Origin of the sequence: Microbacterium aurugineum (genome assembly GCF_023101205.1) — a bacterium.
GTDB lineage: Bacteria > Actinomycetota > Actinomycetes > Actinomycetales > Microbacteriaceae > Microbacterium > Microbacterium aurugineum.
This window is the reverse complement of record NZ_CP078078.1, coordinates 1,739,443-1,765,477: the sequence shown is the minus strand read 5'-3', so window position 1 is coordinate 1,765,477 and position 26,035 is coordinate 1,739,443. Positions and strand designations below refer to the sequence as shown.

The 26,035-nt window shown below is 66.8% G+C and carries 27 protein-coding genes and 2 tRNA genes; 16 read left to right on the top strand and 13 right to left on the bottom strand.

The window, feature by feature from the left end:
* Nucleotides 1-39: 39 nt before the first annotated feature.
* Complete coding sequence (locus KV397_RS08615) at nucleotides 40-1,740, bottom strand: long-chain-fatty-acid--CoA ligase (protein ID WP_261812629.1); 1,701 nt, start codon at nucleotides 1,738-1,740, stop codon at nucleotides 40-42.
* Between the two features lie 68 nt (nucleotides 1,741-1,808).
* On the opposite strand from KV397_RS08615, the gene gatC reads away from it, so the two are divergent.
* From gatC to KV397_RS08585, 6 genes are read left to right on the top strand one after another with little or no spacing between them, the layout of a single operon-like run.
* Entirely contained in the window at nucleotides 1,809-2,108 is a 300-nt protein-coding gene (gene gatC / locus KV397_RS08610; RefSeq protein ID WP_047523335.1) for an Asp-tRNA(Asn)/Glu-tRNA(Gln) amidotransferase subunit GatC, read from the top strand.
* Nucleotides 2,105-3,622 (top strand): Asp-tRNA(Asn)/Glu-tRNA(Gln) amidotransferase subunit GatA, encoded by a 1,518-nt coding sequence (gene gatA / locus KV397_RS08605; RefSeq protein WP_261812628.1) that lies wholly within the window; start codon nucleotides 2,105-2,107, stop codon nucleotides 3,620-3,622. The genes gatC and gatA overlap by 4 nt, the downstream gene beginning before the upstream one ends.
* Entirely contained in the window at nucleotides 3,622-5,136 is a 1,515-nt protein-coding gene (gatB, locus tag KV397_RS08600) for an Asp-tRNA(Asn)/Glu-tRNA(Gln) amidotransferase subunit GatB (RefSeq protein ID WP_261812627.1), read from the top strand. The genes gatA and gatB overlap by 1 nt, the downstream gene beginning before the upstream one ends.
* A 47-nt stretch (nucleotides 5,137-5,183) precedes the next feature.
* A complete protein-coding gene (dinB, locus tag KV397_RS08595; RefSeq protein ID WP_261812626.1) occupies nucleotides 5,184-6,440 on the top strand; it encodes a DNA polymerase IV in 1,257 nt (418 codons plus the stop codon).
* 37 nt (nucleotides 6,441-6,477) lie between these two features.
* Nucleotides 6,478-6,795: a hypothetical protein gene (locus KV397_RS08590; protein WP_047523330.1), complete on the top strand. Its 318-nt coding sequence runs from the start codon at nucleotides 6,478-6,480 to the stop codon at nucleotides 6,793-6,795.
* Entirely contained in the window at nucleotides 6,779-7,360 is a 582-nt protein-coding gene (locus KV397_RS08585) for a nucleoside/nucleotide kinase family protein (protein ID WP_131490973.1), read from the top strand. Before KV397_RS08590 ends, KV397_RS08585 begins: the two co-directional genes overlap by 17 nt.
* 3 nt (nucleotides 7,361-7,363) lie before the next feature.
* Here the strand turns inward: KV397_RS08585 and KV397_RS08580 are convergent, their stop codons facing one another.
* The 6 genes from KV397_RS08580 to orn form a co-directional block, all read right to left on the bottom strand.
* Entirely contained in the window at nucleotides 7,364-7,867 is a 504-nt protein-coding gene (locus KV397_RS08580; protein ID WP_131490974.1) for a DUF2017 family protein, read from the bottom strand.
* On the bottom strand, nucleotides 7,864-8,160 hold the full coding sequence (gene clpS / locus KV397_RS08575) for an ATP-dependent Clp protease adapter ClpS (protein ID WP_194239217.1): 297 nt from the start codon (nucleotides 8,158-8,160) through the stop codon (nucleotides 7,864-7,866). The genes KV397_RS08580 and clpS overlap by 4 nt, the downstream gene beginning before the upstream one ends.
* Nucleotides 8,157-8,504: a metallopeptidase family protein gene (locus KV397_RS08570; RefSeq protein WP_047523326.1), complete on the bottom strand. Its 348-nt coding sequence runs from the start codon at nucleotides 8,502-8,504 to the stop codon at nucleotides 8,157-8,159. The genes clpS and KV397_RS08570 overlap by 4 nt, the downstream gene beginning before the upstream one ends.
* A 38-nt stretch (nucleotides 8,505-8,542) precedes the next feature.
* Nucleotides 8,543-9,178, bottom strand: coding sequence for a LysE family transporter (locus tag KV397_RS08565; RefSeq protein ID WP_047523325.1), 636 nt, complete (start codon nucleotides 9,176-9,178; stop codon nucleotides 8,543-8,545).
* 93 nt (nucleotides 9,179-9,271) lie between these two features.
* A tRNA-His gene (locus KV397_RS08560) sits at nucleotides 9,272-9,344 on the bottom strand.
* A gap of 36 nt (nucleotides 9,345-9,380) precedes the next feature.
* Nucleotides 9,381-10,007: an oligoribonuclease gene (gene orn / locus KV397_RS08555; protein ID WP_261812625.1), complete on the bottom strand. Its 627-nt coding sequence runs from the start codon at nucleotides 10,005-10,007 to the stop codon at nucleotides 9,381-9,383.
* Nucleotides 10,008-10,092: 85 nt separating this feature from the next.
* Here orn and KV397_RS08550 point away from each other — a divergent pair.
* Nucleotides 10,093-10,165, top strand: a tRNA-Arg gene (locus KV397_RS08550).
* Nucleotides 10,166-10,210: 45 nt separating this feature from the next.
* Here KV397_RS08550 and KV397_RS08545 read toward each other — a convergent pair.
* Nucleotides 10,211-10,480: a hypothetical protein gene (locus KV397_RS08545; RefSeq protein ID WP_131490978.1), complete on the bottom strand. Its 270-nt coding sequence runs from the start codon at nucleotides 10,478-10,480 to the stop codon at nucleotides 10,211-10,213.
* Nucleotides 10,481-10,687: 207 nt separating this feature from the next.
* Here KV397_RS08545 and KV397_RS08540 point away from each other — a divergent pair, with 207 nt between their 5' ends.
* From KV397_RS08540 to KV397_RS08525, 4 genes are all read left to right on the top strand, one after another.
* Nucleotides 10,688-11,200: a single-stranded DNA-binding protein gene (locus KV397_RS08540; RefSeq protein WP_153244093.1), complete on the top strand. Its 513-nt coding sequence runs from the start codon at nucleotides 10,688-10,690 to the stop codon at nucleotides 11,198-11,200.
* Between the two features lie 79 nt (nucleotides 11,201-11,279).
* A complete protein-coding gene (locus KV397_RS08535) occupies nucleotides 11,280-11,768 on the top strand; it encodes a DUF6993 domain-containing protein (protein ID WP_261812624.1) in 489 nt (162 codons plus the stop codon).
* 63 nt (nucleotides 11,769-11,831) lie between these two features.
* Nucleotides 11,832-13,511, top strand: coding sequence for an energy-dependent translational throttle protein EttA (ettA, locus tag KV397_RS08530; protein WP_047523319.1), 1,680 nt, complete (start codon nucleotides 11,832-11,834; stop codon nucleotides 13,509-13,511).
* Nucleotides 13,512-13,518: 7 nt separating this feature from the next.
* Nucleotides 13,519-14,004 carry an acyl-CoA thioesterase gene (locus tag KV397_RS08525; protein ID WP_261812623.1) on the top strand — a complete coding sequence of 162 codons (486 nt, stop codon included), beginning with the start codon at nucleotides 13,519-13,521 and terminating at the stop codon, nucleotides 14,002-14,004.
* A 34-nt stretch (nucleotides 14,005-14,038) separates the two neighbouring features.
* Here the strand turns inward: KV397_RS08525 and KV397_RS08520 are convergent, their stop codons facing one another.
* Nucleotides 14,039-14,929 carry an acyl-CoA thioesterase gene (locus tag KV397_RS08520; protein WP_261812622.1) on the bottom strand — a complete coding sequence of 297 codons (891 nt, stop codon included), beginning with the start codon at nucleotides 14,927-14,929 and terminating at the stop codon, nucleotides 14,039-14,041.
* Between the two features lie 51 nt (nucleotides 14,930-14,980).
* On the opposite strand from KV397_RS08520, the gene KV397_RS08515 reads away from it, so the two are divergent.
* A complete protein-coding gene (locus KV397_RS08515; protein ID WP_047523317.1) occupies nucleotides 14,981-15,646 on the top strand; it encodes a hypothetical protein in 666 nt (221 codons plus the stop codon).
* Between the two features lie 35 nt (nucleotides 15,647-15,681).
* On the opposite strand, the gene KV397_RS08510 is transcribed toward KV397_RS08515, so the two are convergent.
* The 4 genes from KV397_RS08510 to pepN form a co-directional block, all read right to left on the bottom strand.
* Nucleotides 15,682-17,346, bottom strand: a complete 1,665-nt coding sequence (locus KV397_RS08510) for an FAD-binding dehydrogenase (RefSeq protein ID WP_261812621.1) — start codon at nucleotides 17,344-17,346, stop codon at nucleotides 15,682-15,684.
* Nucleotides 17,343-17,834 carry a globin gene (locus KV397_RS08505; protein WP_227992075.1) on the bottom strand — a complete coding sequence of 164 codons (492 nt, stop codon included), beginning with the start codon at nucleotides 17,832-17,834 and terminating at the stop codon, nucleotides 17,343-17,345. Before KV397_RS08505 ends, KV397_RS08510 begins: the two co-directional genes overlap by 4 nt.
* On the bottom strand, nucleotides 17,789-18,862 hold the full coding sequence (locus KV397_RS08500; RefSeq protein ID WP_261812620.1) for a mechanosensitive ion channel family protein: 1,074 nt from the start codon (nucleotides 18,860-18,862) through the stop codon (nucleotides 17,789-17,791). The genes KV397_RS08505 and KV397_RS08500 overlap by 46 nt, the downstream gene beginning before the upstream one ends.
* Nucleotides 18,863-19,008: 146 nt before the next feature.
* Nucleotides 19,009-21,561 carry an aminopeptidase N gene (pepN, locus tag KV397_RS08495; protein WP_134353687.1) on the bottom strand — a complete coding sequence of 851 codons (2,553 nt, stop codon included), beginning with the start codon at nucleotides 21,559-21,561 and terminating at the stop codon, nucleotides 19,009-19,011.
* A gap of 146 nt (nucleotides 21,562-21,707) precedes the next feature.
* Between pepN and KV397_RS08490 the strand changes: the two genes are divergently transcribed.
* The 4 genes from KV397_RS08490 to KV397_RS08475 all read left to right on the top strand — a co-directional run bounded on the left by KV397_RS08490 (nucleotide 21,708) and on the right by KV397_RS08475 (nucleotide 25,998).
* Complete coding sequence (locus KV397_RS08490) at nucleotides 21,708-22,892, top strand: ferrochelatase (protein WP_134353688.1); 1,185 nt, start codon at nucleotides 21,708-21,710, stop codon at nucleotides 22,890-22,892.
* A gap of 38 nt (nucleotides 22,893-22,930) precedes the next feature.
* A complete protein-coding gene (locus KV397_RS08485; protein WP_047519663.1) occupies nucleotides 22,931-23,416 on the top strand; it encodes a ribose-5-phosphate isomerase in 486 nt (161 codons plus the stop codon).
* Nucleotide 23,417: 1 nt separating this feature from the next.
* Complete coding sequence (locus KV397_RS08480; RefSeq protein ID WP_047519661.1) at nucleotides 23,418-24,416, top strand: Fpg/Nei family DNA glycosylase; 999 nt, start codon at nucleotides 23,418-23,420, stop codon at nucleotides 24,414-24,416.
* Between the two features lie 97 nt (nucleotides 24,417-24,513).
* Nucleotides 24,514-25,998, top strand: coding sequence for an alanine/glycine:cation symporter family protein (locus KV397_RS08475; protein WP_047519659.1), 1,485 nt, complete (start codon nucleotides 24,514-24,516; stop codon nucleotides 25,996-25,998).
* Nucleotides 25,999-26,035: the final 37 nt, after the last annotated feature.

Below are 26,035 nucleotides of genomic sequence, written 5' to 3'. Positions count from 1 at the left end.
GGTAGCGCGCCGCGATGCTCGGCGCCTGTGAGGGCGGCCTCAGACGCCGGTGGTCAGTGAGAGCAGCCGCTCCTTCACCTGGCGTCGGAGCACCTTTCCGATCAGGGACTTGGGCAGTTCGTCGACCACGAAGACGCGACGGGGCACCTTGTACGGAGTCAAGATGCTGCGCGCGAAGTCACGGATCTCTTCGACATCGATATCGGTTCCGGGGTCCACGACGATCGCAGCGACGACCTCTTCGCCCGAATGCTCGCTCGGCAGACCGACGACCGCTGCATCGGCGACCTTCGGGTGCTGGCGCAGGACGTTCTCGACCTCGGTGGGAGCGACGTTGAAGCCACCCGTGATGATGAGTTCCTTGATCCGATCGACGATCCGTACGAAGCCGGCGTCGTCGATCGTGACGATGTCGCCCGTGCGGTACCACCCGTCGACGAAGACGGCTTCGGTCTCCTCGGGCTTGCCGTAGTAGCCCGAGAAGACCTGCGGCCCGCGCACGACGAGTTCGCCGGCCGCCCCGGCCTCGACGTCGTGGCGGGGGTTCTCCGGGTCGACGACGCGACACTCCGTCCCCGGGAGGGGGAGCCCGACGGTGCCGGGCACACGGTTGTCGGCGACCGGGTTCGCCATGAGGACGGGCGAGCACTCGCTGAGCCCGTAGCCCTCGACGAGGTAGCCGTTGGTCGCCTCTTCGAAGGGGACCACCAGCTCATGCGGCAGTGCCATCGCGCCGGAGATCGCGACCTCTATGCCGTCGAGCGACACGTCCTTCGCCTTTGCCGCAGCGAGAAGACGGTCGGCGATCGGCGGCACGAGCGGCAGGAAGGTCGCGGGGTGCTTCTTGACGACGTCGAGGACGAGGTCGGGATCGAACTTCGGGAAGAGAACGAGTCGTGCACCCATCGACATCGCGAACGTGAGACACAGGGTGAGGCCGTAGGCGTGGAACATCGGCAGCACGGCGTAGACGACGCAGCCGTTCCCGCGTTCGATCGACGGAACCCAGGCTTGCGCCTGGCCGGCGTTCGCGAGCAGGTTGCGATGGGTGAGGGCTGCGCCCTTCGGCGTCCCGGTCGTGCCGGAGGTGTACTGGATGATCGCGAGGTCGTCGGTTCCCGGTCTCGGATGCGATTCCGGGATCGGAGCCGCCGCGAGCAACGTCTCCCAGGCGACCGCCCCGCGGACCTTCTCGGTCAACGCTGCACGGGATTCGCGCGCCTTCGCCACGGGAAGTCGCAGAGCGACGCGGGTGAGGAATGGCATGGCCCTCGTCACATCGACGGCGATGAGGTTCGTCACGGCAAGATCCGCGGGGAACTCCTGCACGGTGGAGACGACCTTGTTCCACACGATCGCGTGCTTCGCACCGTGGTCCTCGAACTGCTTGCGCAACTCTCGCGGCGTGTAGAGGGGGTTATGTTCGACGACCACAGCACCGAGACGGAGGACGGCGTAGAACGCGATGATGTGCTGCGGGCAGTTGGGCAGCACGATCGCGACCGGGTCGCCGGCGCGGACGCCCAGGTCGCGCAGTCCCGTCGCGGCGCGGTCGATCGCGGTCTGCAGCTGCGCATATGTCGTCTCCCGCCCGAAGAACTGGAGGGCGGGTGCGTCCGGGTAGTCGCGGGCCGACGCGGTGACGATGTCCACGAGAGATCCGTCGACGGGAGGCAGGTCTTCCGGGACGCCTGCGGCGTAGCTGGCGATCCACGGGCGAGGGGGCTGGAACGTGCTCACCCGCCCAGCATATGTCGAGTCGCTCGTCGGGACGGAGGACCGGGGAACGCGCCAACTAGACTGAAGGGGTGTCTGAAATCACCCCTGATCTTGTACGCCATCTCGGCGTGCTCGCGCGCATCCAGCTGAACGACGACGAGGTGACGCGGCTCACGGGCCAGCTCGACGCCATCGTCGACAACATCGCCAAGGTGTCGGAGGTCGCCACCGCTGACATCGTCGCGACGAGCCACCCGATCCCGCTGAGCAACGTGTTCCGTCCCGACGTCGTCGGACAGACGCTCACGCACGAGCAGGTACTGCAGAATGCGCCGGACGCCGCCGACGGCCGTTTCCGCGTCACCGCGATCCTGGGAGAAGAGCAGTGAGCGACATCATCGGACTGAACGCGGCCGATCTCGCCGCGAAGCTGGTCGCGGGCGAGGTGTCGAGCGTCGAAGCGACGCAGGCCCATCTCGATCGCATCACCGCGGTCGACGGCGACGTCCACGCGTTCCTGCATGTCAACGAGGGTGCCCTCGAGGCCGCGGCGGCGATCGATGCCCGTCGTGCCGCGGGTGAGACTCTCGGCCCGCTGGCCGGTGTGCCGCTGGCCATCAAGGATGTCCTGGTCACGACCGATCAGCCCACCACCAGTGGTTCGCGCATCCTCGAGGGATACCGCTCGCCGTACGACGCGACCGTCGTCGCCCGTTCGCGGGCGGCGGGACTGGTGCCGCTGGGCAAGACCAACATGGACGAGTTCGCGATGGGATCGTCCACCGAGCACTCGGCATACGGCCCCACCCGCAATCCGTGGGACCTCGACCGCATCCCGGGCGGCTCGGGCGGCGGCTCGGCCGCGGCGGTGGCGGCTTTCGAAGCACCGCTGGCCCTGGGCTCGGACACCGGTGGCTCGATCCGGCAGCCCGCGCACGTCACCGGCACCGTGGGCGTCAAGCCGACCTACGGCGGCGTGAGCCGCTACGGCGCGATCGCTCTCGCATCCAGCCTCGACCAGGTCGGTCCGGTCTCGAGAACGGTCCTCGACTCGGGGCTGCTGCACGATGTGATCGCCGGGCACGACCCGAAGGATTCCACCTCCCTGCGTGACGAATGGCCGTCGTTCGCCGAGGCGGCGCGCGAAGGCGCGCGAGGGGACGTCCTCAAGGGACTCAAGGTCGGCGTCATCCGTGAACTGCCCGACAGTGGATTCCAGCCCGGTGTGGCAGTGTCGTTCCGCAGCGCACTCGCGATGATGGAGGCTCAGGGAGCGGAGATCGTCGAGATCGGTGCTCCGCACTTCGAGTACGGCGTGGCCGCTTATTACCTCATCCTGCCGGCGGAGGCATCGAGCAACCTGGCGAAGTTCGACTCCGTGCGCTTCGGCCTGCGTGTGACTCCCGACGGCACGCCCACGGTCGAGGATGTGATGTCCGCGACGCGCGATGCCGGTTTCGGCGACGAGGTGAAGCGCCGCATCATCCTCGGCACGTACGCGCTCTCCGCCGGATATTACGACGCCTACTACGGGAGTGCGCAGAAGGTCCGCACGCTCATCCAGCAGGACTTCGCGAACGCCTTTGCGGAGGTGGACGTGATCGCGACGCCCTCGGCTCCGACCACGGCGTTCAAGATCGGCGAGAAGGTCGACGATCCGCTGCAGATGTACCTCAACGACATCACCACGATTCCGGTCAACCTCGCCGGCGTCCCCGGCATCTCGATCCCGAGCGGTCTCGCCGACGAGGACGGGCTGCCCGTCGGCATCCAGTTCATCGCTCCTGCGCGTGAGGACGCGCGCCTGTATCGCGTCGGCGCCGCGTTGGAGACGTTGCTCGTCGATTCGTGGGGCGCTCCGTTGCTCACCCGCGCACCCCAGCTCGCAGGAGGGACCCGCTGATGGCCGCCGCCAAGCTCATGGACTTCGACAAGGCGCTCGAGCTGTTCGAGCCGGTCCTCGGTTTCGAGGTGCACGTCGAACTCAACACGAACACGAAGATGTTCTCCGACGCGCCCAACCCGGCCAACGAGGCCTACCACGCCGCGGAACCGAACACTCTCATCGCTCCCGTGGATCTCGGTCTCCCCGGCTCGCTGCCGGTCGTGAACGAGACGGCGATCCGTTCCTCGATCAGCCTGGGTCTCGCCCTCGGCTGCTCGATCGCGGAGTCGAGCCGGTTCGCCCGCAAGAACTACTTCTACCCGGATCTCGGCAAGAACTACCAGATCTCGCAGTACGACGAGCCGATCGCCTATGACGGGTCGGTCGAGGTCGAGCTCGACGACGGCACGCTCATCACGATCCCGATCGAGCGCGCGCACATGGAGGAGGACGCCGGCAAGCTCACTCACATGGGTGGGGCGACCGGACGCATCCAGGGGGCCGAGTACTCGCTGGTCGACTACAACCGGGCGGGTGTCCCGCTGGTCGAGATCGTGACGAACATCATCTACGACACCGAGCACCGTGCACCGGAGGTCGCCAAGGCCTACGTGCAGGCGATCCGCGACATCGTTCGTGGCCTCGGCATCTCCGAAGCGCGACTGGAGCGGGGCAACCTGCGTTGCGACGCGAACGTCTCATTGCGTCGACGTGGCACCGACGAGCTCGGCACTCGCACCGAGACGAAGAACGTCAACTCGATGCGCTCCGTGGAGCGGGCCGTGCGGTACGAGATCCAGCGCCAGGCGCAGATCCTCGCCGACGGCGGCACGATCACCCAGGAGACGCGTCACTGGCACGAGGACACCGGGACCACCTCTCCAGGGCGCCCGAAGTCGGACGCCGATGATTACCGGTACTTCCCGGAGCCTGACCTGCTGCCCGTGGAACCGGCCGCCGAGCTGATCGAGAAGCTGCGTGCGGCTCTTCCCGAGCAGCCGGTGGCTCGCCGCCGTCGTCTGATGACGGAATGGGGATTCACCGATCTGGAGTTCCAGGACGTCCGCAACGGCGGCCTGCTCGAGGTCGTCGAGGCGACGATCACCGCGGGGGCGACACCCGCCACTGCACGCAAGTGGTGGACCGGTGAGATCACTCGCATCGCCAACACCCAGGACCAGGACGCCACCGCGCTGATCAGCCCGGAGAACGTCGCTGCTCTTCAGCGGCTCGTTGACGCGGGTACGCTCACCGACAAGCTCGCCCGCCAGGTACTCGAAGGCGTCATCGCCGGTGAGGGCACTCCGCAGGAGGTCGTGGATGCCCGCGGGCTCGCGGTTGTGTCTGATGACGGCGCGCTGATCGCGGCGATCGACGAAGCTCTGGCGGCACAGCCCGACGTGATGGCGAAGATCAAGGACGGCAAGGTGCAGGCGGCCGGAGCGGTCATCGGAGCGGTCATGAAGGCGATGAAGGGCCAGGCGGATGCCGCGCGCGTCCGTGAGCTCATCCTCGAGCGCGCGGCGCAGTAGCGCGCGCCCCCGGGCCTCATGTCTGAGGCTCGGGGGAGAATCCTCGCATGGGACACGGTGACGGCAGAGGGCGGATCGTCTCCGACGCGGGTGCGGAGGATACCGGCACGCGTATCCTGCACGTCGACATGGATGCGTTCTATGCGGCCGTCGAGGTGCTGGATGACCCCACGCTCCGGGGTCTGCCGCTGATCATCGGTGCACCGGATGGTCGTTCCGTCGTGTCGAGCGCCTCGTATGAGGCCCGGCGATACGGCGTACGCGCCGCGATGCCGGTGTCGCAGGCGCTGCGTCTGTGTCCGTCCGCGCGCATCGTCCCGCCGCACTTCGCGCGCTACCAAGAGGTATCCCGACAGGTCATGGCGATCTTCGAGTCGTTCACGCCGCTCGTCGAGCCGCTTTCCGTGGACGAGGCCTTCCTCGATGTGCAGGGCGTGCGGCGTCTGTGGGGGAGCCCGGCGCGCATCGCCGAGCTGATTCGAGAACGTGTGCGCGACGAGGTCGGCATCACGTGCAGCGTGGGCGTCGCGGCGACCAAGCATGTCGCCAAGATGGCTTCGACGATCGCCAAGCCCGACGGGATGCTCATCGTCGCCGGCGACGACACGCTCGACTTCCTCGCGCCTCGGCCCGTACGTGCGATGTGGGGAGTGGGACCGAAAGCTGCGGAGGCGCTCGAAGCACGAGGTATCCGCACGGTGCAGGACGTCCGCGACGCGCCGACGGAGATGATCGATCGTGCCGTCGGAGCCGCGCTCGGGGCCCGCCTCAGACAACTCGCCCGCGGAGAAGACCCTCGAGCCGTCGATACGGAGCGAGTGGAGAAGAGCATCGGCCATGAGGAGACCTTCGACACGGACATCCTGGACCGGCCTTTCCTCCGTGCGGAACTGCTGCGTCTGGCCGACCGGGTCGCGGTCCGGCTTCGACGCGCCGGCTGGGAGGCGTCGACCGTCGCGATCAAGATCCGATTCGACGACTTCCGCACCGTGAACAGATCCCATACTCTGACGGAGCCCACGGCAGTCGGACAGCGGATCGGCGAGGCGGCACAGACGCTCTTCGAGCAGATCGACCGACGCGACCCCGTCCGTCTCGTGGGGGTTCGGGCAGAGAATCTGCGACCTGCCGGTGGCGCGGGAATGGCACTCTGGGACGACGACGAGGACTGGCGCAAGGTCGAAGGCGCGGTCGATGAAGCCATGGCTCGTTTCGGCTCGACGACGATCAGCCGCGCGCGGCACATCGGACGCGGTGAAGGGCGAGGCGCGGCCCAACATCCCAAGGCGCACGGCGTGGATTGATCCCACACGCTCGGCGTTCCTCGACTACCGTGGGCTTATGCCGAACATTGCACTGGAACTCGGAAAGCAAGCTGCGTCCTTCGGCGTGAAGAGCGCGTATGGAGAGCCGCAGGACGTGGATGGGGTGAGCATCACGCCGGTCGCGTTCACCTATTCGGGATTCGGCGGGGGGAGTGGGGACGGCGCCGAAGGCGGTGGAGGCGGAGGCGTTTCCGTTCCGGTCGGTGTCTACGTGCGGCGTGAAGAGGGCCTGCGCTTCGAGCCCAACATCGTCACTCTGCTCGTTGTGGCCGTGCCGTTCGTCTGGGTCGCCGGACGAGCGTTCGCACGTATCATCCGTGCCCTCAAGAAGTGACGACCCGGTCGCGGCAGCACTCGAGCATGCGGCGACCCTGATCGCGCAGGACATCCGATCACTGGCTGCGGCCAACCCGGTCGTCCTCATCGACGGCGGCAGCGGTGCCGGCAAGTCTTCCCTCGCTGCGCGGCTCGTGCGGCGCTGGCCTGTGCTCGGCCACGTGCAGCTCGTCGCGCTCGACTCGATCTACCCGGGCTGGGACGGGCTCGATCAGGGCGCGGAACGCGCTCTCGAGTGGATTCTGCGCCCGCACGGGCGGGGGTACTTGGGGACCTGGCGGCGCTGGGATTGGGAAGCGGAGACCGAGGCCGAGAGCCACGCCGTCGACCCTGCTCTCGGCGTGATCGTCGAGGGCAGCGGGATCCTGCGGCCGTCGACCGCAGGCCTCGCCGACGTCCGGATCTGGGTTGAATCGACGGAAGAATCCCGGAAGAGGCGCGCGCTCGCCCGTGATGGTGACACCTATCGCCCACATTGGGACCGATGGGCGGCCCAGGAGCGACGCCACATCGACCGAGACGACCCACGCGCGCTCGCGACGCGTATCGTCGAGATCCCCTAGCGGTCAGTCGATCGGAAGTCCTTCCGCTTCATCCGCAGCGTGGATCAGCAGATCCAGGCGATAACCCAGCCAGTCGTAGATGCCGTGGCGATCGTCCCCGCCGGGGTCCTCGTCGGAGGTGATGCCCAATCGGGTGGCGATGACGAGACGGATGGCAGTGAGCGTGCGCAGCCAGGCGTCGACGCTCTCGATGGACACGAACACCTCTCGCGTCGTGAGAGCCGTGTCCTCCGTGAGCGCGTCGGAGTCCGGGGGCAGTGTGCCGAGAGCCGACCGTACGATGCGGGCGTCGGCGAGGCGACGGTCGAGAAGATCGTCTCTCGTCGCGACGCTGAACTCCGCCGCCGCGTCCGAGTCCTCCGGATACGGGGTCGGAGTCAGCCGATCGACGGCGGGGTCAGCGATGTCCCGGGAATCGGTGACGAGTTCCACGAAGTCGTCCACCAGTCGCGCGAGGTGGAACGCCTCGATCAACGTCATCTCCTGAAGGATGCGCTCAGCGGTCACGATGCCGCCTTCCGTACTGTCGCCCAGAGCCCGAAGTCGTGCATCGCCTGGGCATGGACCTCCATCGTCTCTCTGGGGCCGGTCGCGACCACCGCATGGCCTTCGTGGTGGACGGCGAGCATGAGTGCGGTGGCATGGTCGACCGAGTAGCCGAAGTACGTCCGGAACACGCGCACCACGTAGCTCATGAGATTCACCGGGTCGTTCCAGACGACGACCTGCCACGGCTCGAGGGGAGCGGCCCGAAGATCGGTGGTCTCGTCGAGCTCGGGAAGCGCAGCCGGTGTCGTCATGCCCATCCCATCTCATGCAGCTGCTCGTCGTCGATGCCGTAGAAGTGGGCGATCTCGTGCACCAGTGTGGTATGGATCTCATCGCGGAGTTCGTCTTCGGAATCGCACTGTGCCAGGTGCGGGTCACGGTAGACCACGATGCGGTCGGGGAGCTCGCCCATGCCGTACTGGGTGCGCTCGGTGAGGGCCAGACCGTCGTAGAGACCGAGAAGATCGAGGCTGCCGTCCTCCGGGCGATCTTCGACAACGAACACGATGTTCTCCAGCCCCTCGACCATGTCATCGGGGAGCCGGTCGAGCTCGTCGATCACGAGCTCTTCGAAGGCGTCGGCGTTCATTTCCATCGCATCCAGCCTAGAGGCGGTAGCCGCCCGGCGCCCGCTCAGTGCACGACGACGAGGACACCGGCGACGGCGATGAACAGCGTTCCGAAGACCACGTTGAGTACACGTTGTCCACGCGCGGACGCCGTCAGACGTCGGAAGGGCCGTGCGGCAGCAGCGAAGAACCCCCACATGACGATCACGTCGACCACGACCACGGTGGCGATCAAGGTGAGGTACTGGGGGAGTGGCGGTTCATCGAGCCGCACGAACTGGGGGATGAACGCCAGGAAGAAGACGATCGCCTTCGGATTCAAGAGGTTCACCCAGAACCCCCGTCGGATCATCGACCAGTGGCTCTCACGGAGGTCGATCGGGGCCGGGGCGTCGACATCGACGTTGACCGCAGCGGGCCGGGCGAGCAGGAGCCGTACCCCGAGAAAGACGAGGTAGGCGGCTCCGGCATAGCGGATGGCGTTGAAAAGGAGTTCCGAGCGTGAGACGAGGAGACCGACGCCGGCAGCGACGATCGCCACGTGGACGACCAGAGCGATCTGCTGGCCGATGATGCCCCAGATCGAGCGCCGCCACCCTTGGCTCATGGCGTTGGACATGGTGTTGATGGCGCCCGCACCGGGCGTGAGGCTGATCACGACGGACGCGGTCAGCAACGAGAACCAGACCGCGAGTGACACGAGGTCAGTCTAGAGCTTCGGGGTGACGTGCCCGGCTTGTTCACGAGGGGACGAAGAAGGCCCGGATCATTCGACCCGGGCCTTCTTCCTGAGGGTGAGTAACGGGACTCGAACCCGCGACATCCGGCACCACAAGCCAGCGCTCTACCAGCTGAGCTATACCCACCATGCGCCCACCGGAGCGGGCAACCATACGAGTCTATTACATGTTCGGAGTGAACTCTGACACCGTGCGGGTCGAGATCTCTCGTGCTTCGTCGCTGGACGGCCCCGGCTCATCGACGAAGACCGCTTCGCGGTAGTAACGGAGCTCTCGGATCGACTCCAGGATGTCAGCGAGCGCACGGTGCCCGCCGTCTTTCGTCGGCGCTTGGAAGAACACACGCGGGTACCAGCGTCGCGAGAGCTCTTTGACGCTGGACACGTCGACGTTCCGGTAGTGCAACCACTGGTCGACCTGTGGCATGTACTTGGCGAGGAACATCCGGTCTGTCCCGATCGTGTTGCCGGCGAGCGGCGCTTTGCGCTCCAGCGGCACGAAGCGCTTGATGTAGGCGAGGGTCTGCGATTCGGCCTCCTCCACGGAGACACCGCCGGCGATCTCATTGATCAGGCCCGAGGCCTCGTGCATCTTCGTGACGAAGTCGTTCATGTGCGCGAGAGCGTCCGCGCTGGGGCGAATCACCACCTGGAAGCCGGGATCGACAGGGTTGAGCTCGAAGTCGGTGATGACGACGGCTATCTCGACGAGCTCATCGACCGCCAGATCGAGTCCCGTCATCTCGCAGTCGATCCATACGAGACGGTCGTTCTCGGACGCAGTTACCATGCGGCCATCCTATCGACGGGCCCGACATCGCTGACGTGGCGGGCTTCGTGCAAGGCCGCACGACCGCGATACTCTATACGCGTGCGCCTCCGTAGCTCAGGGGATAGAGCAGGAGCCTTCTAATCTCTTGGTCGCAGGTTCGAATCCTGCCGGGGGCACTTCGACTGCGTCAGCCTGAGCTGTCGGCAGGTGTGGTCCGTGTCTCACGAGTGGCGCAGCGCAGCAACGGCGTCGTCCACGTTCCAGAACTCGCCGACGACGCGAAAAGAGCCCGTGGCCAGGTGCAGGCGCTCGGCGCGATACCGGAGCCCGAGCGGATCGGCCGTGAGCCTGAGATGCCCGAGGACGTGCTCCCTCCGATCCTGCACGCGCCAGAGGTGATCTGCGGCACGCACGAGGTGCTCACGGCTGGAAGAGAGCCGAGGCGTTGCGTACGGAACGTCGGGGAGGGCAGTGATCAGGTTGTCGGACATCGGAACCCCTTTCGCTCCTTCGAAGATATGACCGACCTCCGACATTCGGTCTCCGCTCCGACACGCGGCCTGATCGGCCCTTTCTGCACTGACAGGCCCGGGACGCGATCGGTGCACGTTTCGCGTGATTCCGAGCTATCGAGTCGTGGTCGCGGATGCAGGCTGGAGACCCGGACGACACGCGTCCGGTCACCGGAAGGACAGGACATGATCGACACGCTGACCATCGTGGGAAGAGTCGCCACAGATCCGACGCAGGGGCAGACGGGCGGCGGTATACCCGTGACGAACTTCCGTCTCGCGAGCACCCACCGGCGGTTCGACCCGGCGACGCAGGAGTGGACGGATTCCGGGACGAACTGGTTCTCCGTCGCGGCGTTCCGGCAGCTCGGTGAGAACGTGAGGGCCTCACTGCGCACCGGTGACAGCGTGATCGTCACCGGACGATTGAAGATCCGCGAGTGGGAGAGCAACGGCAAGCATGGCACGAGTGTCGATATCGAGGCCGATGCGATCGGACACGATCTGCGTTGGGGGACGACGGCGTATCGACCGCGCGCCCGCCCGACTGCGGAGCCGGGCCTGCACGCTGTCCACAGCGACCGGTCCATGTCGCCGGCCGAAGACCTTCGAGACGACGAGTCCGTCCGCGGCGAGGAGACGACTCCGCTCGGTCTCTCCTGGACGGAGTCGAGCGCCACGATGGAAGCGGTGCGGTGAGCTCGCACGCGACTCCCACGGCGACGCGGGATCTCCGTGACGTACCGAGGCGCTTCGACAGGAGCCGTAGACTCGGCACGTGATTCGTCGAACGGTCTTCTCCCCGGCGCGCACGGCCGGCGTGGTGGCTTCGGTCGCTGCCGTCCTCCTGTTCGCCGGTTGCGCGCCGACACCTGAGCCTTCCGCCTCTCCGACGGCTCAGGTGTCGGCGGGCCCCACGCCCGTTCCCGAACCGGCACTGGTTCCCGATGGCACGGCAGAAGAGAACCTTCCTGTCTTCACGGCGGTCGCTGAGCGCGTATGGGCGACCGATCAGCGTGGTTCCGGCCGCGCATACGTGGATGCCCTGGTCGAGGCCGGCTTCGATCGCGACGCCATGCAGGTGACTCAGGACCAGACGACGGTAGGCAATCCGGCGGAGAGCCTTCAGTTCTCCGTGCGGTGGGGTGATGAAGCCTGCCTGGTCGGACAGGTCGGACCGTCCACGGGTCAGGTCGTCGCGACCGTGATGCCGCAACTCGCCGAGGGGCGGTGTCTCGTAGGCACCATGCGCCCGATCGACTGGTGACGGGCCGAGGGGCCGGTAGGCTGGGGTGTCGATCTTCGACGCCAACAGAAGGAGCGGTTTTCGGTGGCTGAGTACATCTACTCGATGGTGCGTGCGCGCAAGGCGGTGGGCGAGAAGCTCATCCTCGACGACGTGACCATGGCGTTCCTGCCCGGAGCAAAGATCGGCATGGTGGGTCCGAACGGCGCCGGAAAGTCCACGATCCTCAAGATCATGGCCGGTCTCGACACCCCCTCGAACGGTGAGGCGAAGCTCTCCCCGGGTTATTCGGTGGGCATTCTGATGCAGGAGCCGGAACTCGACGAGTCGAAGACGGTGATCGAGAACATCCAGGACGGGATCGCCATCAAGGCGAAGCTCGACCGGTTCAACGAGATCTCCGCGCTGATGGCCGAGCCCGACGCCGACTTCGATGCCCTCCTCGCCGAGATGGGCACCTTGCAGGAAGAGATCGATGCCGCCGACGGGTGGGACCTCGACTCCCAGCTCGATCAGGCTATGGATGCGCTGCGCACTCCTCCCGCCGACGCCGCGATCGCCCCGCTCTCCGGTGGTGAGAAGCGCCGTGTCGCGCTGGCGAAGCTGCTCCTGCAGAAGCCCGACCTCCTGCTCCTCGACGAGCCCACGAACCACCTCGATGCCGAGAGCGTGCTCTGGCTCGAGCAGCACCTGCAGGCGTACAAGGGCGCGGTGATCGCGATCACCCACGACCGGTACTTCCTGGACCACGTCGCCGAGTGGATCGCCGAGGTCGACCGCGGTCGTCTCATCGGCTACGAGGGAAACTACTCGACTTACCTGGAGAAGAAGGGCGAGCGCCTCGAGATCCAGGGCAAGAAGGACGCGAAGCTCGCCAAGCGCCTCAAGGAGGAGCTGGAGTGGGTGCGGTCCAGCGCCAAGGGCCGTCAGACCAAGTCGAAGGCTCGCCTGGCTCGCTACGAGGAGATGGCCTCGGAGGCGGAGCGCACCAGAAAGCTCGACTTCGAGGAGATCCAGATCCCGGCGGGTCCGCGTCTCGGCACGGTCGTCATCGAGGCGAAGAACCTCAAGAAGGGATTCGACGGGCGTTCACTCATCGACGGGCTGAGCTTCAGCCTTCCGCCGAACGGCATCGTCGGCGTGATCGGACCGAACGGTGTGGGAAAGACCACGCTCTTCAAGACGATCGTGGGACTCGAGCCGCTCGACGGTGGTGACCTGAAGATCGGTGAGACGGTCAAGATCAGCTACGTCGACCAGTCTCGCGCCAACATCGATCCGAACAAGACGCTGTGGGAGGTCGTTTCCGACGGCCTGGACTTCATCACCGTCGGCAAGACGGAGATCCCTTCGCGTGCCTACGTCTCGAAGTTCGGCTTCAAGGGGCCCGATCAGCAGAAGAAGGCCGGCGTTCTCTCCGGCGGTGAGCGCAACCGTCTGAACCTCGCTCTGACGCTCAAGGAGGGTGGCAACCTGCTGCTGCTCGACGAGCCGACCAACGACCTCGACGTCGAGACGCTGAGCTCGCTCGAGAACGCTCTGCTCGAGTTCCCCGGATGCGCCGTGGTGATCACTCACGACCGGTGGTTCCTCGACCGCATCGCGACGCACATCCTGGCGTACGAGGGCACCGACGAGAAGCCCGACCAGTGGTACTGGTTCGAGGGCAACTTCGAGGCCTATGAGGAGAACAAGATCGAGCGCCTCGGACCGGACGCCGCGAAGCCGCACCGGTCGACGCACCGCAAGCTGACGCGCGACTGAGACCGCGATGTCTACGTCGCCGGGGACCCGCCTGCACATCCCGATCCACCTTCGCTGGGGGGATCTGGACGCCTTCAACCACGTGAACAACACCTCGATGCTGAAACTGCTCGAGGAGGCTCGCGTGCGGGCATTCTGGCGGGCGGGTCCCGGCGAAGAGGCGCCGTCCACCGCGGTGCTCGATTCCGGCATTGAAGAGGGCATCCTGACCCTCATCGCCCGCCAGGAGATCGAGTATCTCGCACCGGTGCCCTATCAACGCCGGCCTCTCGAAGTCCAGATGTGGTTCGGCAAGCTCGGCGGCTCCAGCGTCGAAGTCTGCTACGAAGTCCACAACGACCCCACCGCCGCGCCCCGACAGATCTACGCGCGGTCGACCGCGATCATCGTGCTCGTCGATGCGCAGACCGGGCGCCCGACCCGGCTCACCCCGGAGATGCGTGACGCCTGGGAGCCCTACGTGGGCCCATCGATCGAGTACTCCCACCGCTGAGGCCCCCGCGGAACAGCGCGAGGCCGGGGCGGCGTCAGGAGGCGTCTTCAGGGACGCGAATCATGATCTCCTGCGCGACGCTCGCCGCAAGAGAGCCATCGCGTGTGTAGATCCGTCCGGTGGCGAGCCCGCGGCCACCGCGGGCGTTCGGGGACTCCTGGACATACAGCAGCCACTCATCCACACGGGCGGGACGGTGCCACCACATCGCGTGGTCCAGGCTCGCGACCTTCAACCCGGGCAACGCCCAGTACACGCCGTGCGCGCGGAGGATCGACTCCTGGATCGTCATGTCGCTGAGGTAGGCGAGCGCGGCACGGTGCAGGCGCTGATCGTCGGGGAGTGGTGCACGCAGACGCATCCACACCGCCTGGCGCGCGACACGCTGGTCGTCACTCGGCAGATACAGCGGAGAGTCGACGTGCCGGATGTCGGCAGCGCGTTCGCTCAACATGCGCGTGGTGCCCTCGGGAAGGCCGTGAACGCGCTCCTCGTCCGGCGTGAGCTCCTCCGGGGAAGGGATGCCCTCCGGCATCGGCTGGGCGTGCTCCACACCGGGATTACCGTCTTGGAACGACGCGATCATCGAGAAGATCGGCACACCGTTCTGATAGGCCTGCGCCCTCCGGGTCGAGAAGGAACGGCCGTCGTGGATCCGATCGACGGCGATCGTGATTCCCTGACTCGCGTCGCCGGGGCGCAGGAAATAGCCGTGCATCGAGTGCACAGCCCGGTCTTCGGGAAGTGTGCGTTCGGCGGCGAGGAGCGCTTGCGCGAGGACTTGACCGCCGTAGATGCGTCCGCTCGGCATGGGATGCGACGAACCCGTGAAGATGTCCTCCGTGGTCCGTGCCTGCGTCGCATCGAGATCGAGGATCTCACGCAGCCGCTCGACGGTCCGGACGGCATGGTCCTCCGCGCTCATATGTTCCTTCCCCGCGACCGCACACGCCGCTCCGTTGGTAGTTTAGAACGCGTGCCGCATCACCTCCTCCTCGCCGACCCGGACACCGCGAAGGATGTCCTCACTTTCGTCGGTCGAGCGACCCGGATCACGGACGACGGGGTGCGGCTGCAGGCAGCGAACGGCGTCCTCGCGCTGACCACCGCCGCGCTGGCGCCGCACGGTCTCTTCGACCAGACTCCGACGATCCTCGCCATGCGTATCGTGCATGCTGACCCTGAACTCCGCTGTGATGTCGTCGTGGATCAGCTCACCACGACGGACGAGCAGGCCCAGCTCGCGTTCCCGGACACGGGACTATCGCCCGCGTGGGCCGGCGTCGCACCGCCTCGCTCCGGATGGGAGCAGGCCTCCGCGCTCCCGGCCTCGACGATTGCGCAGCGCGCGCAGTGGGGGATCTCCGCGGTGGCTCGGGGCGCGGGTGCAGGATCGGGCGAGGAAGCCGTCCGGGCGCTTCGCGCAGCGATCTGGGGGGAACCGGATGAGGAGCTGGGCGGACTGCCGCGTGGCATCGCCTTCGCCGCCGACGCCATGGGTTTCATCTCCGGGGACGAACAGGTGCCCGTCACCCGGTCCGGTCGGTGGACCCGGCTGTCCTTCCGCCGCGGTCATGTCCTGGTGCGAGGGCCGATCGCCTCCGGACTCACGGGCGTCCGCGACACGGGCTCCGCAGGCTGAGACGTCGACGGCGACACGCGCGGCAGACCCGAGGATCAGCTCCCGGCTGCGGCCGCACGTCCGGCTGCACGACCGCTGAAGAGACAGCCGCCCAGGAACGTGCCTTCGAGTGCACGATAGCCATGGACCCCGCCTCCGCCGAAGCCACTCGCCTCGCCTGCGGCGAACAACCCGGGGATCGGTGCGCCCTGAGCGTTCAATGCGCGACCGTCGAGATCGGTGTTGATGCCGCCGAGCGACTTCCGCGTGAGGACGTGCAGCTTCACCGCGATGAGCGGGCCGGCGCTGCGCTCTTGCAGTCGATGAGGTGCGGCGGTGCGGATGAGCTTGTCGCCGCGATAGTTCCGCATGGACCGCAGCATCGCGATCTGTGCGTCCTTGGTGAAGTCGTTCTCGACCTCACGATCCCGGGCGACCACCTCCTTGCGCACGGCGTCGATGTCGAGCAGCTCTCCGCCGGGATGGCGCTGCATCTGCTCCAGGAGTGATTCGAGATCGTTCTCGACGATGAAGTCCTCGCCCTCGTCGAGGAACGACTGCACGGGACCTGTCGGACCCTTCGCGAGCCGTGAACGGAGCAGCAGCCTGACATCCTTGCCCGTCAGGTCGGGGTTCTGCTCGCTCCCGGACAGCGCGAACTCCTTCTCGACGATCTGCCGCGACGTGACGAACCAGGAGTGGTCGTGCCCTGTCGAGCGCAGATGCTCGAGGGTGCCCAAGGTGTCGAAACCCGGGTACAGCGGAACCGGCAGACGTCGTCCGGTGGCATCCAACCAGAGCGACGAGGGCCCCGGGAGGATGCGGATGCCGTGAGAGGGCCACACCGGGTCCCAGTTCGTGATGCCTTCGACGTAGTGCCACATCCGGTCACCGTTGATCAGCCGCGCGCCCGCCGCTTCGCTCACGCCGTGCATCGATCCATCGACGTAGGCCGGCACGCCGGAGAGCATGTGCGCGGGCGGCGCGCCGAGCCTCGACGGCCACGCGGCGCGGACGAGGTCGTGGTTGCCACCGATGCCGCCCGAGGAGACGATCGTGGCACCCGCTGAGATCTCGAACTCCCTGATGACCTCGCGGGTGGTCGGCTCACCCCGCTCCGCACCGCTCGATGCGAGGATGCTGCCGCGCGCACCCGTCACCGTGCCGTCCGTCACGATCAGTTCCGACACGCGGTGTCGAGGAAGCACGGTCAGGCGCCCCTCACGTTCGCCCTGCTCCACGGCAGCGGCGAACGGTGCCACGATCCCGGGTCCGGTTCCCCACGTGATGTGGAACCGTGGCACGGAGTTGCCCGGGCCGATCGCGCCGTATCCGCCTCGTTCCGCCCACCCCACCACCGGGAAGAAGCCGACGCCGCGTTCACGCAGCCAGGAGCGCTTCTCACCGGCCGCGAACTGCAGGTATGCCTCGGCCCAGCGCCGTGGCCATTCATCCTCCGGGCGGTCGAAGGCGGCATTGCCGAACCAGTCCTGCGTCGCGAGCTCGAGCGAGTCCTTGATACCGAGACGCCTCTGCTCGGGGGAATCGATGAAGAACAGGCCGCCGAAAGACCACCAAGCCTGACCGCCCAGATTGGTGCGCGGCTCCTGATCGATCAGGACCACGCGCCGCCCCGCATCCAGCGCCTCTGCGGCGGCGACGAGGCCGGACAACCCCCATCCGATCACCAGGACATCCGTGGACAGGGGCGTTGTCGTCATGAGTTCTCCGTTGATTCCTGACGTGAGCGGGTCTCGAGCGTGGGACGGTCGCCAGCTGCGGCGCCGATGCCCGACGGCTCGAATGTGTTCACCATGGCATAGGCGGCGCGCTCCAGGTAGTCCCACAACGTCGATTCGTGCAGGGGGGACAACTGCGCCTCGTCGACGGCGGTCCTCATATGACGAAGCCAACGATCCCGGGCGTCCGGGTCGATGTGGAACGGCATGTGGCGCATCCGGAGCCGGGGATGCCCGCGGGTCTCCCCATAGGTCGTCGGTCCGCCCCAGTACTGCTCGAGGAAGAGGCGGAGCCGATCCTCTGCGGGCCCCAGATCCTCCTCGGGGTACATCGGCTTCAGCACGGGATCGAGTGCGACCTCACGGTAGAACACAGAGACGATCCTGCGGAAGGTCTCGTGACCCCCGACCTCGTCGTAGAACGTCACTTCGGGGTACTCCCGTCGTCGGTGGGCTTCTTGCGCCGCCAGATCCCGCGATCGGGGATGACGGGAACGCCGGTGACGGCGTTCGGGCGCGTCCTGGGCGGGTTCGCGCCTCGCACGCGGCGTGCGCCGTCGAGGCCGGTGGGGACGACATCTGCCATCCGCGGGACGCTGATCTCCTTCTCGAGGAGGGCCGCGCGCAGGCGGCGGCGCAGTTCTTGCGCCACATCGTCCTTCGCGTTGGCTCGGGCCTTGATCACGATGCGGACGACGAGCGCGTCGCCGTCGATGGATTCGAGGCCCCACAGCTCCGGCTTGTCGATGATGCGGGTGCGCCACTTCGGGTCTTTCGCGAGCCCCTGTGCCGTCTCCAGCATGGTGTGTTCGACCAGGTCGAGGTCGGAGTCTGCAGGAACACCGATGTCGATGATCGATCGCGCCCAGCCCTGGGACATGTTCCCGATGCGGGTGACCTCTCCGTTTCGCACGTACCAGAGGGTGCCGTTGACGTCGCGCACCTGAGTGATCCGCACGCTGACGTACTCCACGACCCCGCTCGCCAGGCCGAGGTCGACCACGTCACCGATACCGATCTGGTCTTCGGCCACGATGAACATGCCGTTGAGCACGTCTTTCACGATGTTCTGTGCGCCGAAGCCCAATCCGGCACCGACGGCGGCCGTGAGGAGCGTCAGCGAGCCGAGGAGCGACGAGTTCAGAGCATTGACGATGAGCACGATCGCGATGACGACCAGCATCACGTTGACGATGTTCTGCAGGATCGTGCCGAGTGTCCTGGTGCGCTGCACCAGTCGCATGTCTGCGAGCGGCGAGCGCTCGAGTGCTTGCGTGTCGTCGACCGAGGCCTTGTTCTTGGCGCTGTCGACGATGCGACGCACGACCCGTCGGATGATGAGACGGAGCACCAGGCCGATCACGATGCAGCTGCCGATGATGAGCGCGACGGTGAGCGCGTTCTTGCCGACCTGCGTCAGCCAGGCGAGCAACGCTTCCACTCCATCGGGGAGGGGCGTCTCCGCGGGTGAGTCGGTGTCGGCGAAGGGGAGGATCATCAGTCACGATCCTAGCGATCGGTTCTCTGCGCGGGCTGGGCGCGGGCACCAGACGAAAACGGAGACCATCCGTCCCCCTGTCGCCGTGTCGGTGAGGGACACGCCGAGTGCGGGACGGATGGTCTCCGTTTCGGATGCGTCGGGGATCAGTCCTCGGCGTCGCGCGCCTGCGCGGCCAGCGCGCGCTCCACATCCGCCAGGTTCTCGAGCACGAGTCGGCGGAGCGCCGGCGCCGCGTCCTGGTGGGCGGACAGCCAGGCGCGGGTCGCGTCGCGTAGCGCGATATCGGCCAGCGCCGTCGGGAAGAGTCCGACGATCAGGTACTGCGCGATCTGATAGCTGCGCGACTCCCACACCGGAAGCAGCATGTCGAAGTACGCGGGGACGAACTCGGCGAGCACCGCCGTACCTGCCGGATGCGTGAACCCGAGCGCTGCAGAGCGGACGATCGTGTTCGGAGCGTCGTCACGCTCGATCAGCGATGCCCACGCCGCCTTCTTGGACGCCGAGTCGGGAAGGGAAGCGCGTGCCTGCGCCGCGAACTCTCCGCCCTTGGCCGTGTTGTCCGAAGCGAGGGCGGCATCGATCGTCGCGGCATCCGTGGCACCGATCGTGGCGAGGCCGACGAGGAGCTGCCAGTTCAGGTCGGCGTCGACCTCCAATCCGGGCAGGGTGTCCTCTCCGGATCGCAGTCGTCCGACGATGCCTGCGTGCTCCGGGGTGACCAGGGCGTTCGCGAACGCGGTGACGAACTGCAGCTGACTGTCGCTGCCGGGCTCCGCTGCCTCTGCGAGGCTCCACAGGCCGTCGGCGACCTTGAGGCGGGCAGCCTCGCGATCAGCGGGCGCGACGTACAGCGTCGCGGCGGAGCGGAGCTGAGCGAGCGTGGTGCGCACGGTGGTCGACTCGGTCTCGCGGCCGATGTTGCCGAGCACGAGGTCGATGTACTCCGATGCACCGGTCTCGGCGTCGCGGGTCTGGTCCCAGGCGGCACCCCACACGAGCGAACGTGCGAGGGGGTCGTGGATGTCCGCCAGGTGCGCGATCGCCGTCGCGAGCGACTTCTCGTCGAGACGGATCTTCGCGTAAGCGAGGTCGTTGTCGTTCAGGAGGACGAGGTCCGGTCGGGCGAGGCCGTGCAGCTCGGGCACTTCGGTGCGGTCCCCGTCGACATCGACCTCGAGGTGATGCGTGCGGGTGAGCGAGCCGTCGGTCAGCGTGTAGAAGCCGATACCGAGGCGGTGAGGACGGATCGTCGGGTAGTCTGCGGGCGCGGTCTGGGTGATGGCGAAGCGCGAGATCGTGCCGTCGTCACCCTCGGCGATGACCGGCTCGAGCGTGTTGACGCCGGCGGTCTCGAGCCACTTCTTCGACCACGTGCTCAGATCGCGGCCGCTCGTGGCTTCGAGCTCCGACAGCAGGTCGCTCAGCTCGGTGTTGCCCCAGGAGTGCTTCTGGAAGTACTGGGATACTCCGGCGAAGAAGGCCTCGATGCCCACCCAGGCGGCAAGCTGCTTGAGGACGGAGCCGCCCTTGGCGTAGGTGATGCCGTCGAAGTTGACCTGCACGTCTTCCAGGTCGTTGATCTCGGCGACGATCGGGTGAGTCGAAGGAAGTTGGTCCTGGCGGTACGCCCAGGTCTTCTCCATGGCGTTGAAAGTCGTCCATGCCTCGGTCCACTCGGTGGCCTCGGCCGTCGCGATGGTCGAGGCCCATTCGGCGAAGGACTCGTTGAGCCAGAGGTCGTTCCACCACTTCATGGTGACGAGGTCCCCGAACCACATGTGCGCGAGTTCGTGGAGTATCGTGACGACCCGGCGCTCCTTGACGGCGTCGGTCACCTTGCTGCGGAACACGTAGGTCTCGGTGAACGTGACCGCTCCCGCGTTCTCCATCGCGCCGGCGTTGAACTCCGGCACGAACAGCTGGTCGTACTTGGCGAACGGGTACGGGACGCCGAACTTCGATTCGAAGTAGGCGAAGCCCTCGCGGGTCTTGTCGAAGATGTAGTCGGCGTCGAGATGCTGCCACAGGCTCTTGCGGCCGTACACGCCCAGGGGGATGACGCGGCCGGACGCACTCGTGAGCTCCGAGAAGGTCGACTCGTAGGGCCCGGCGACGAGGGCGGTGATGTAAGACGAGATCCGAGGGGTCGGCTCGAAGCCCCAGGTCGCGGTGACGTCGTCGTCGTGCACGATGGCTTCCGGCGTGGGGGAGTTGGAGATGACCTTCCACGCCGCCGGAGCGGTGACGGTGAACTGGAAGGTCGCCTTGAGGTCGGGCTGCTCGAAGACCGCGAACACACGACGTGAATCGGGGACCTCGAACTGCGAGTAGAGGTAGACCTCGCCGTCGACGGGATCGACGAAGCGGTGCAGACCCTCCCCGGTGTTCGTGTAGAGGCAATCGGCATCGACCACGAGGACGTTCTCCGCCTGGAGCCCCGTGAGCGCGATGCGGGAGTCGGCGAAGACCTCGCTCGGGTCGAGCTGCTCGCCGTTGAGGGAGATCTCGCGCACATCCCGGGCGATGAGATCGATGAAGGTGAAGCTCTCGGGCGTCGCGGTGAAGCGCACGACACTGCGAGAGCCGAAGACCTCGGCGCCCTTTGTCAGATCGAGGGCGACTTCATAGGACTGCGTGTCGATGACGTCGCGGCGCTCCTGCGCTTCGATACGGGTGAGGTTCTCTCCAGGCACAGCTGTACTCCCAGGGGTGAGGGGATGTCACCGGGGCTTGGCGCAGGTGGCGCCGACGGCAACCATGACAGCCTACGCCAGAGCGGCGAATGTCCACCCGCATCGAGGTGGACGCTCCTACGCGGCGGAGGTGAAAGGATGGAGTCGTGACTGCGATCGAGCCGAATGCTGTTCCCTTTGCCTCGCCCGGTGCCGCCGATGGCGCACCGTACGTGACCACGCCCGTGGCCTATGACGCGATCCTCCTCGCGGGGTTCGGGGGCCCCGAAGGGCAGGAGGACGTGATCCCGTTCCTGCGGAATGTGACCCGGGGAAGGGGCATCCCCGACGAGCGGCTCGAAGAGGTCGCGCACCACTACCGTCATTTCGGTGGAGTGAGCCCGATCAACGGGCAGAACCGCGTGCTCAAGGAGGCCCTCCAGAAGGCCCTCGTCGAGCGCGGCATCGATCTTCCGGTCTACTGGGGCAACCGGAACTGGGCTCCGTATCTCGAGGAGGTCGTGAGCGAAGCCTCCGTCAACGGACACAACTCCCTGCTCGCCTTCGCGACGAGCGCCTACAGCTCCTTCTCCAGCTGCCGCCAGTACCGCGAGGACTTCGCCCGCGTGCTGGAGGAGACGGGTCTGGGAGAGACGGTCACGATCGACAAGATCCGTCCGTTCTACGATCACCCGGGCTTCGTCGAGGCCTTCGAGACCGGAGTGCGCGATGCGGTCGAGGGTTTCCTCGCCGAGGGCGTCGCGGCCACCGACATCCAGATACTGTTCTCGACCCACAGCATCCCGACGGCCGACGCGGAACGCTCCGGAGCCCGCGACATCGAGTGGGGTGAGGGCGGCGCCTACGCCGCGCAGCACCTGGCCGTGGCCGCCTGGGTGATGGACCGCGTCCGCCGGACCGTACCCGGTGCGGAGGACGTGTCGTGGGAGCTCGTGTACCAGTCGCGGTCCGGGCCCGCCTCGCAGCCGTGGCTCGAGCCCGACGTGTGCGACGTCATCGCCGAGCTGCCGAGCCGCGGGCGCAAAGCCGTCGCGGTGGTCCCCGTCGGCTTCATGAGCGATCACATGGAGGTCCTCTGGGACCTCGACACCGAGGCGGCCGAAGCCGCGGAGGAAGCGGGCCTGTCGTTCACCCGCACTCCCACCCCGGGTGTGTCACCTGCCTTCGTCGCGGGCATCGTCGACCTGATCGAGGAGCGTCTTCAGGGCCGTCCCAACGAGGACCGACCCCACGTGACGTCGCTTCCCGGAGCGTTCGACGTGTGCCGTCCCGGCTGCTGCGAGAACGTGCGCGCGGGCTTCAAGCCGGCAGCCGCAGGCCTCGTTCCCTGACATCCCGATCGCGATCCGGCACTTCTAGGATGGGAGCCATGCGCATCCACATCGCCACCGACCACGCGGGCCTCGACTTCTCCACCCAGCTCCAGGATCATCTGCGCGCTGCGGGCCATGAGGTCGTCGATCACGGGCCGATCGAGTACGACGCCGTCGACGACTACCCCGCATTCTGCATCCGCGCCGCGCAGGCGGTCGTCGCCGATCAGCGTGCGGGTGTCGATGCGCTCGGCGTGGTGTTCGGCGGCTCCGGGAACGGTGAGCAGATCGCTGCGAACAAGGTCGGTGGAATCCGCGCGGCCCTCGTGTGGAATCTGTCGACCGCGGAGCTCGCCCGGGAGCACAACGACGCCAACGTGATCTCGATCGGTGCGCGGCAGCACTCCTACGAGGAGGTCACGTCGTTCATCGACCGGTTCATCGAGACGCCGTTCTCCGGTGACGAGCGCCATGTCCGTCGCATCGGTCAGATCGCGGACTTCGAGCGCGACGGGTCGCTTCTCCCGGATCCCCGGGCCTGACATGCCCGAGGGGCATTCCGTCCACCGGATCGCGCGGCAGTTCGATCGGAATTTCGTCGGCAAGACGCTGAGTGCATCGAGCCCGCAAGGACGATTCGCCGAGGGAGCCGCGGTCCTCGACGGGCGGGCGGCGGTGAGCGTGCAGGCCGTCGGGAAGCAGATGTTCCTGGAGGCGGAGGGGGACATCTGGCTACGGGTGCACCTCGGTCTCTACGGGGCCTGGGACTTCGCGGGCGACATCCTCGTCGACCCGACCATCGCGTCGGCGAACGGTCGGATGGGACAGACGAATCAGCGGGGAACCGTCCTGGATGAACCGATCCTGGACGACGCGGGGGAGAACTCGCTGGCGTCGATCGGAGCACCTCGTCGCACGCGGGTCCACGTGCGCATGTCGGAGCAGACCAAGGGGCTCGCGGACGAGGGGCTGGAATGGCCGCCTCCGGTCGTCGGGCAGGTGCGTCTGCGCCTCATGACGGACATCACCGCCGCGGACCTGCGCGGACCGACCGCCTGCGTGCTGCAGTCGCCCGAAGAGATGCTCGCCACGATCGCGAAGCTCGGTCCCGACCCGCTGGTCGGCGATCCGGTGGAGAACGAGGAGCGTTTCGTTCGTGCCGTGCGGAAGAAGTCGACGGTCATCGCGCTGCTGCTGATGGACCAGTCGGTCGTGAGCGGTATCGGCAACGTCTACCGTGCCGAGATGCTCTATCGTCAGCGGTTGAATCCGCACACGCCGGGGCGAGACGTTCCGGAGGAGATCGTCCGGGCGCTCTGGCACGACTGGGTGCGTCTGCTCGCCATCGGCGTCGAGACCGGGCAGATGATGACCATGGACGGTCTCACCGGCGAGGACTACCGGGCGGCGATGGCCAACCGCGACGATCGGCACTGGGTGTACCACCGGGCGGGGCTTCCCTGCCGGATCTGCGGTACCGAGATCGCTCTCGAGGAGATCGGCGCGCGCAAGCTCTACTGGTGCCCGCGCTGCCAGGCGTGAGGTCGGTTCCCCGGACACGCGGGTGGGGGTCCGCTCCGGTCCGCTTCCTGTGAATATGGTGACAGCGTCGAATACGCCGACACCGACAGGAGCCGACATGGATCTCACCAACCTCCAGACAGTTCTCGAGACCGTGAGCGGATTCATCTGGGGACCGTTCTTCCTCATCCCGTTGCTGCTGGGCACGGGTCTGTACCTCACCATCCGATTGGGAGGCCTGCAGTTCGTCCGGCTCGGCTCGGCTCTGCGACTCGGACTCTTCACGCGCAACGACCCCGGCGCCGATGGTGACATCTCCCAGTTCCAGGCCCTCACGACGGCCCTCGCCGCCACGGTCGGCACGGGGAACATCGTCGGCGTCGCGACGGCGATCGGCATCGGCGGTCCTGGCGCTCTCTTCTGGATGTGGATCACCGGGCTGCTCGGCATGGCGTCGAAGTACTCCGAGGCGTTCCTCGGCGTGCGCTTCCGCAAGACCGACGACGCGGGGGAGAAGTCCGGTGGGCCCCAGTACTACCTCGAGCGCGGCATCCGGGGTCCCTTCGGCAAGGTCCTGGCGCTCTCCTTCGCCGTGTTCGCGGTGATCGCCTGCTTCGGCATCGGCAACATGACGCAGGGCAACTCGATCGCGCAGAACCTCCAGGCGAGTTTCGACGTGCCGACCTGGGTGACGGGCATCGTCCTCACCGCGTTCGCCCTGGTGGTCCTGGTGGGCGGCATCAAGTCCATCGGGCGTGTGACGGCAGGCCTGGTGCCGATCATGATCATCTTCTACGTGCTCGGCGCCCTCTACATCCTCATCGCGAACGTGGGGGCGATCCCTGCCGCGTTCGCCCAGATCTTCTCCGAGGCGTTCACCGGCACCAGCGCTGTGGGCGGTTTCGCGGGGTCCGCGATCATCATCGCCGTTCAGTTCGGTGTCGCACGCGGCATCTTCTCGAACGAGTCCGGAATGGGATCCGCGGCGATCGCCGCGGCGGCCGCGAAGACCAGCCACCCGGTGCGGCAGGGTCTCGTGTCGATGACGCAGACGTTCATCGACACGATCATCGTCGTCACGTGCACCGGTCTGGTCATCATCTCGACCGGCACGTGGAAGGAGATCGACCCTGAGACGGGCGAGCAGCTGAGTCCCGCTCTCATGACCGGGGCGGCGTTCTCCCACGGACTCCCCGGGGACTGGGGACACATCATCGTGACGCTGGGGCTGGTGATGTTCGCCGGCTCGACCATCCTGGGATGGTCCTATTACGGGGAGCGCAACGTCGAGCGACTCATCGGCCGACGTGCCGTCATGCCCTTCCGGATCATCTTCTCGCTCGTCGTGTTCATCGGGTGCACCGTGCAGCTCGGCGTCGTGTGGGCCTTCTCGGACGCGATGAACGGCCTGATGGCGCTGCCCAACCTGATCGGTCTCCTGCTCCTCTCCGGCCTGGTGGCGAGGGAGACCAAGAAGTACCTCGACAACGATCCGAAGCTGCGCGCGGATCGCGCGCAGATCGATGCCTTCATGGCCGGTACTCCGGGGTGGGAGGAGTGGAAGACGCAGGCGATCCCTGTGGTCGGGCGCCGTCGACGCTGACGCGGCGAGTGGCTCGACGTCGCGGCTCTAGGCTATT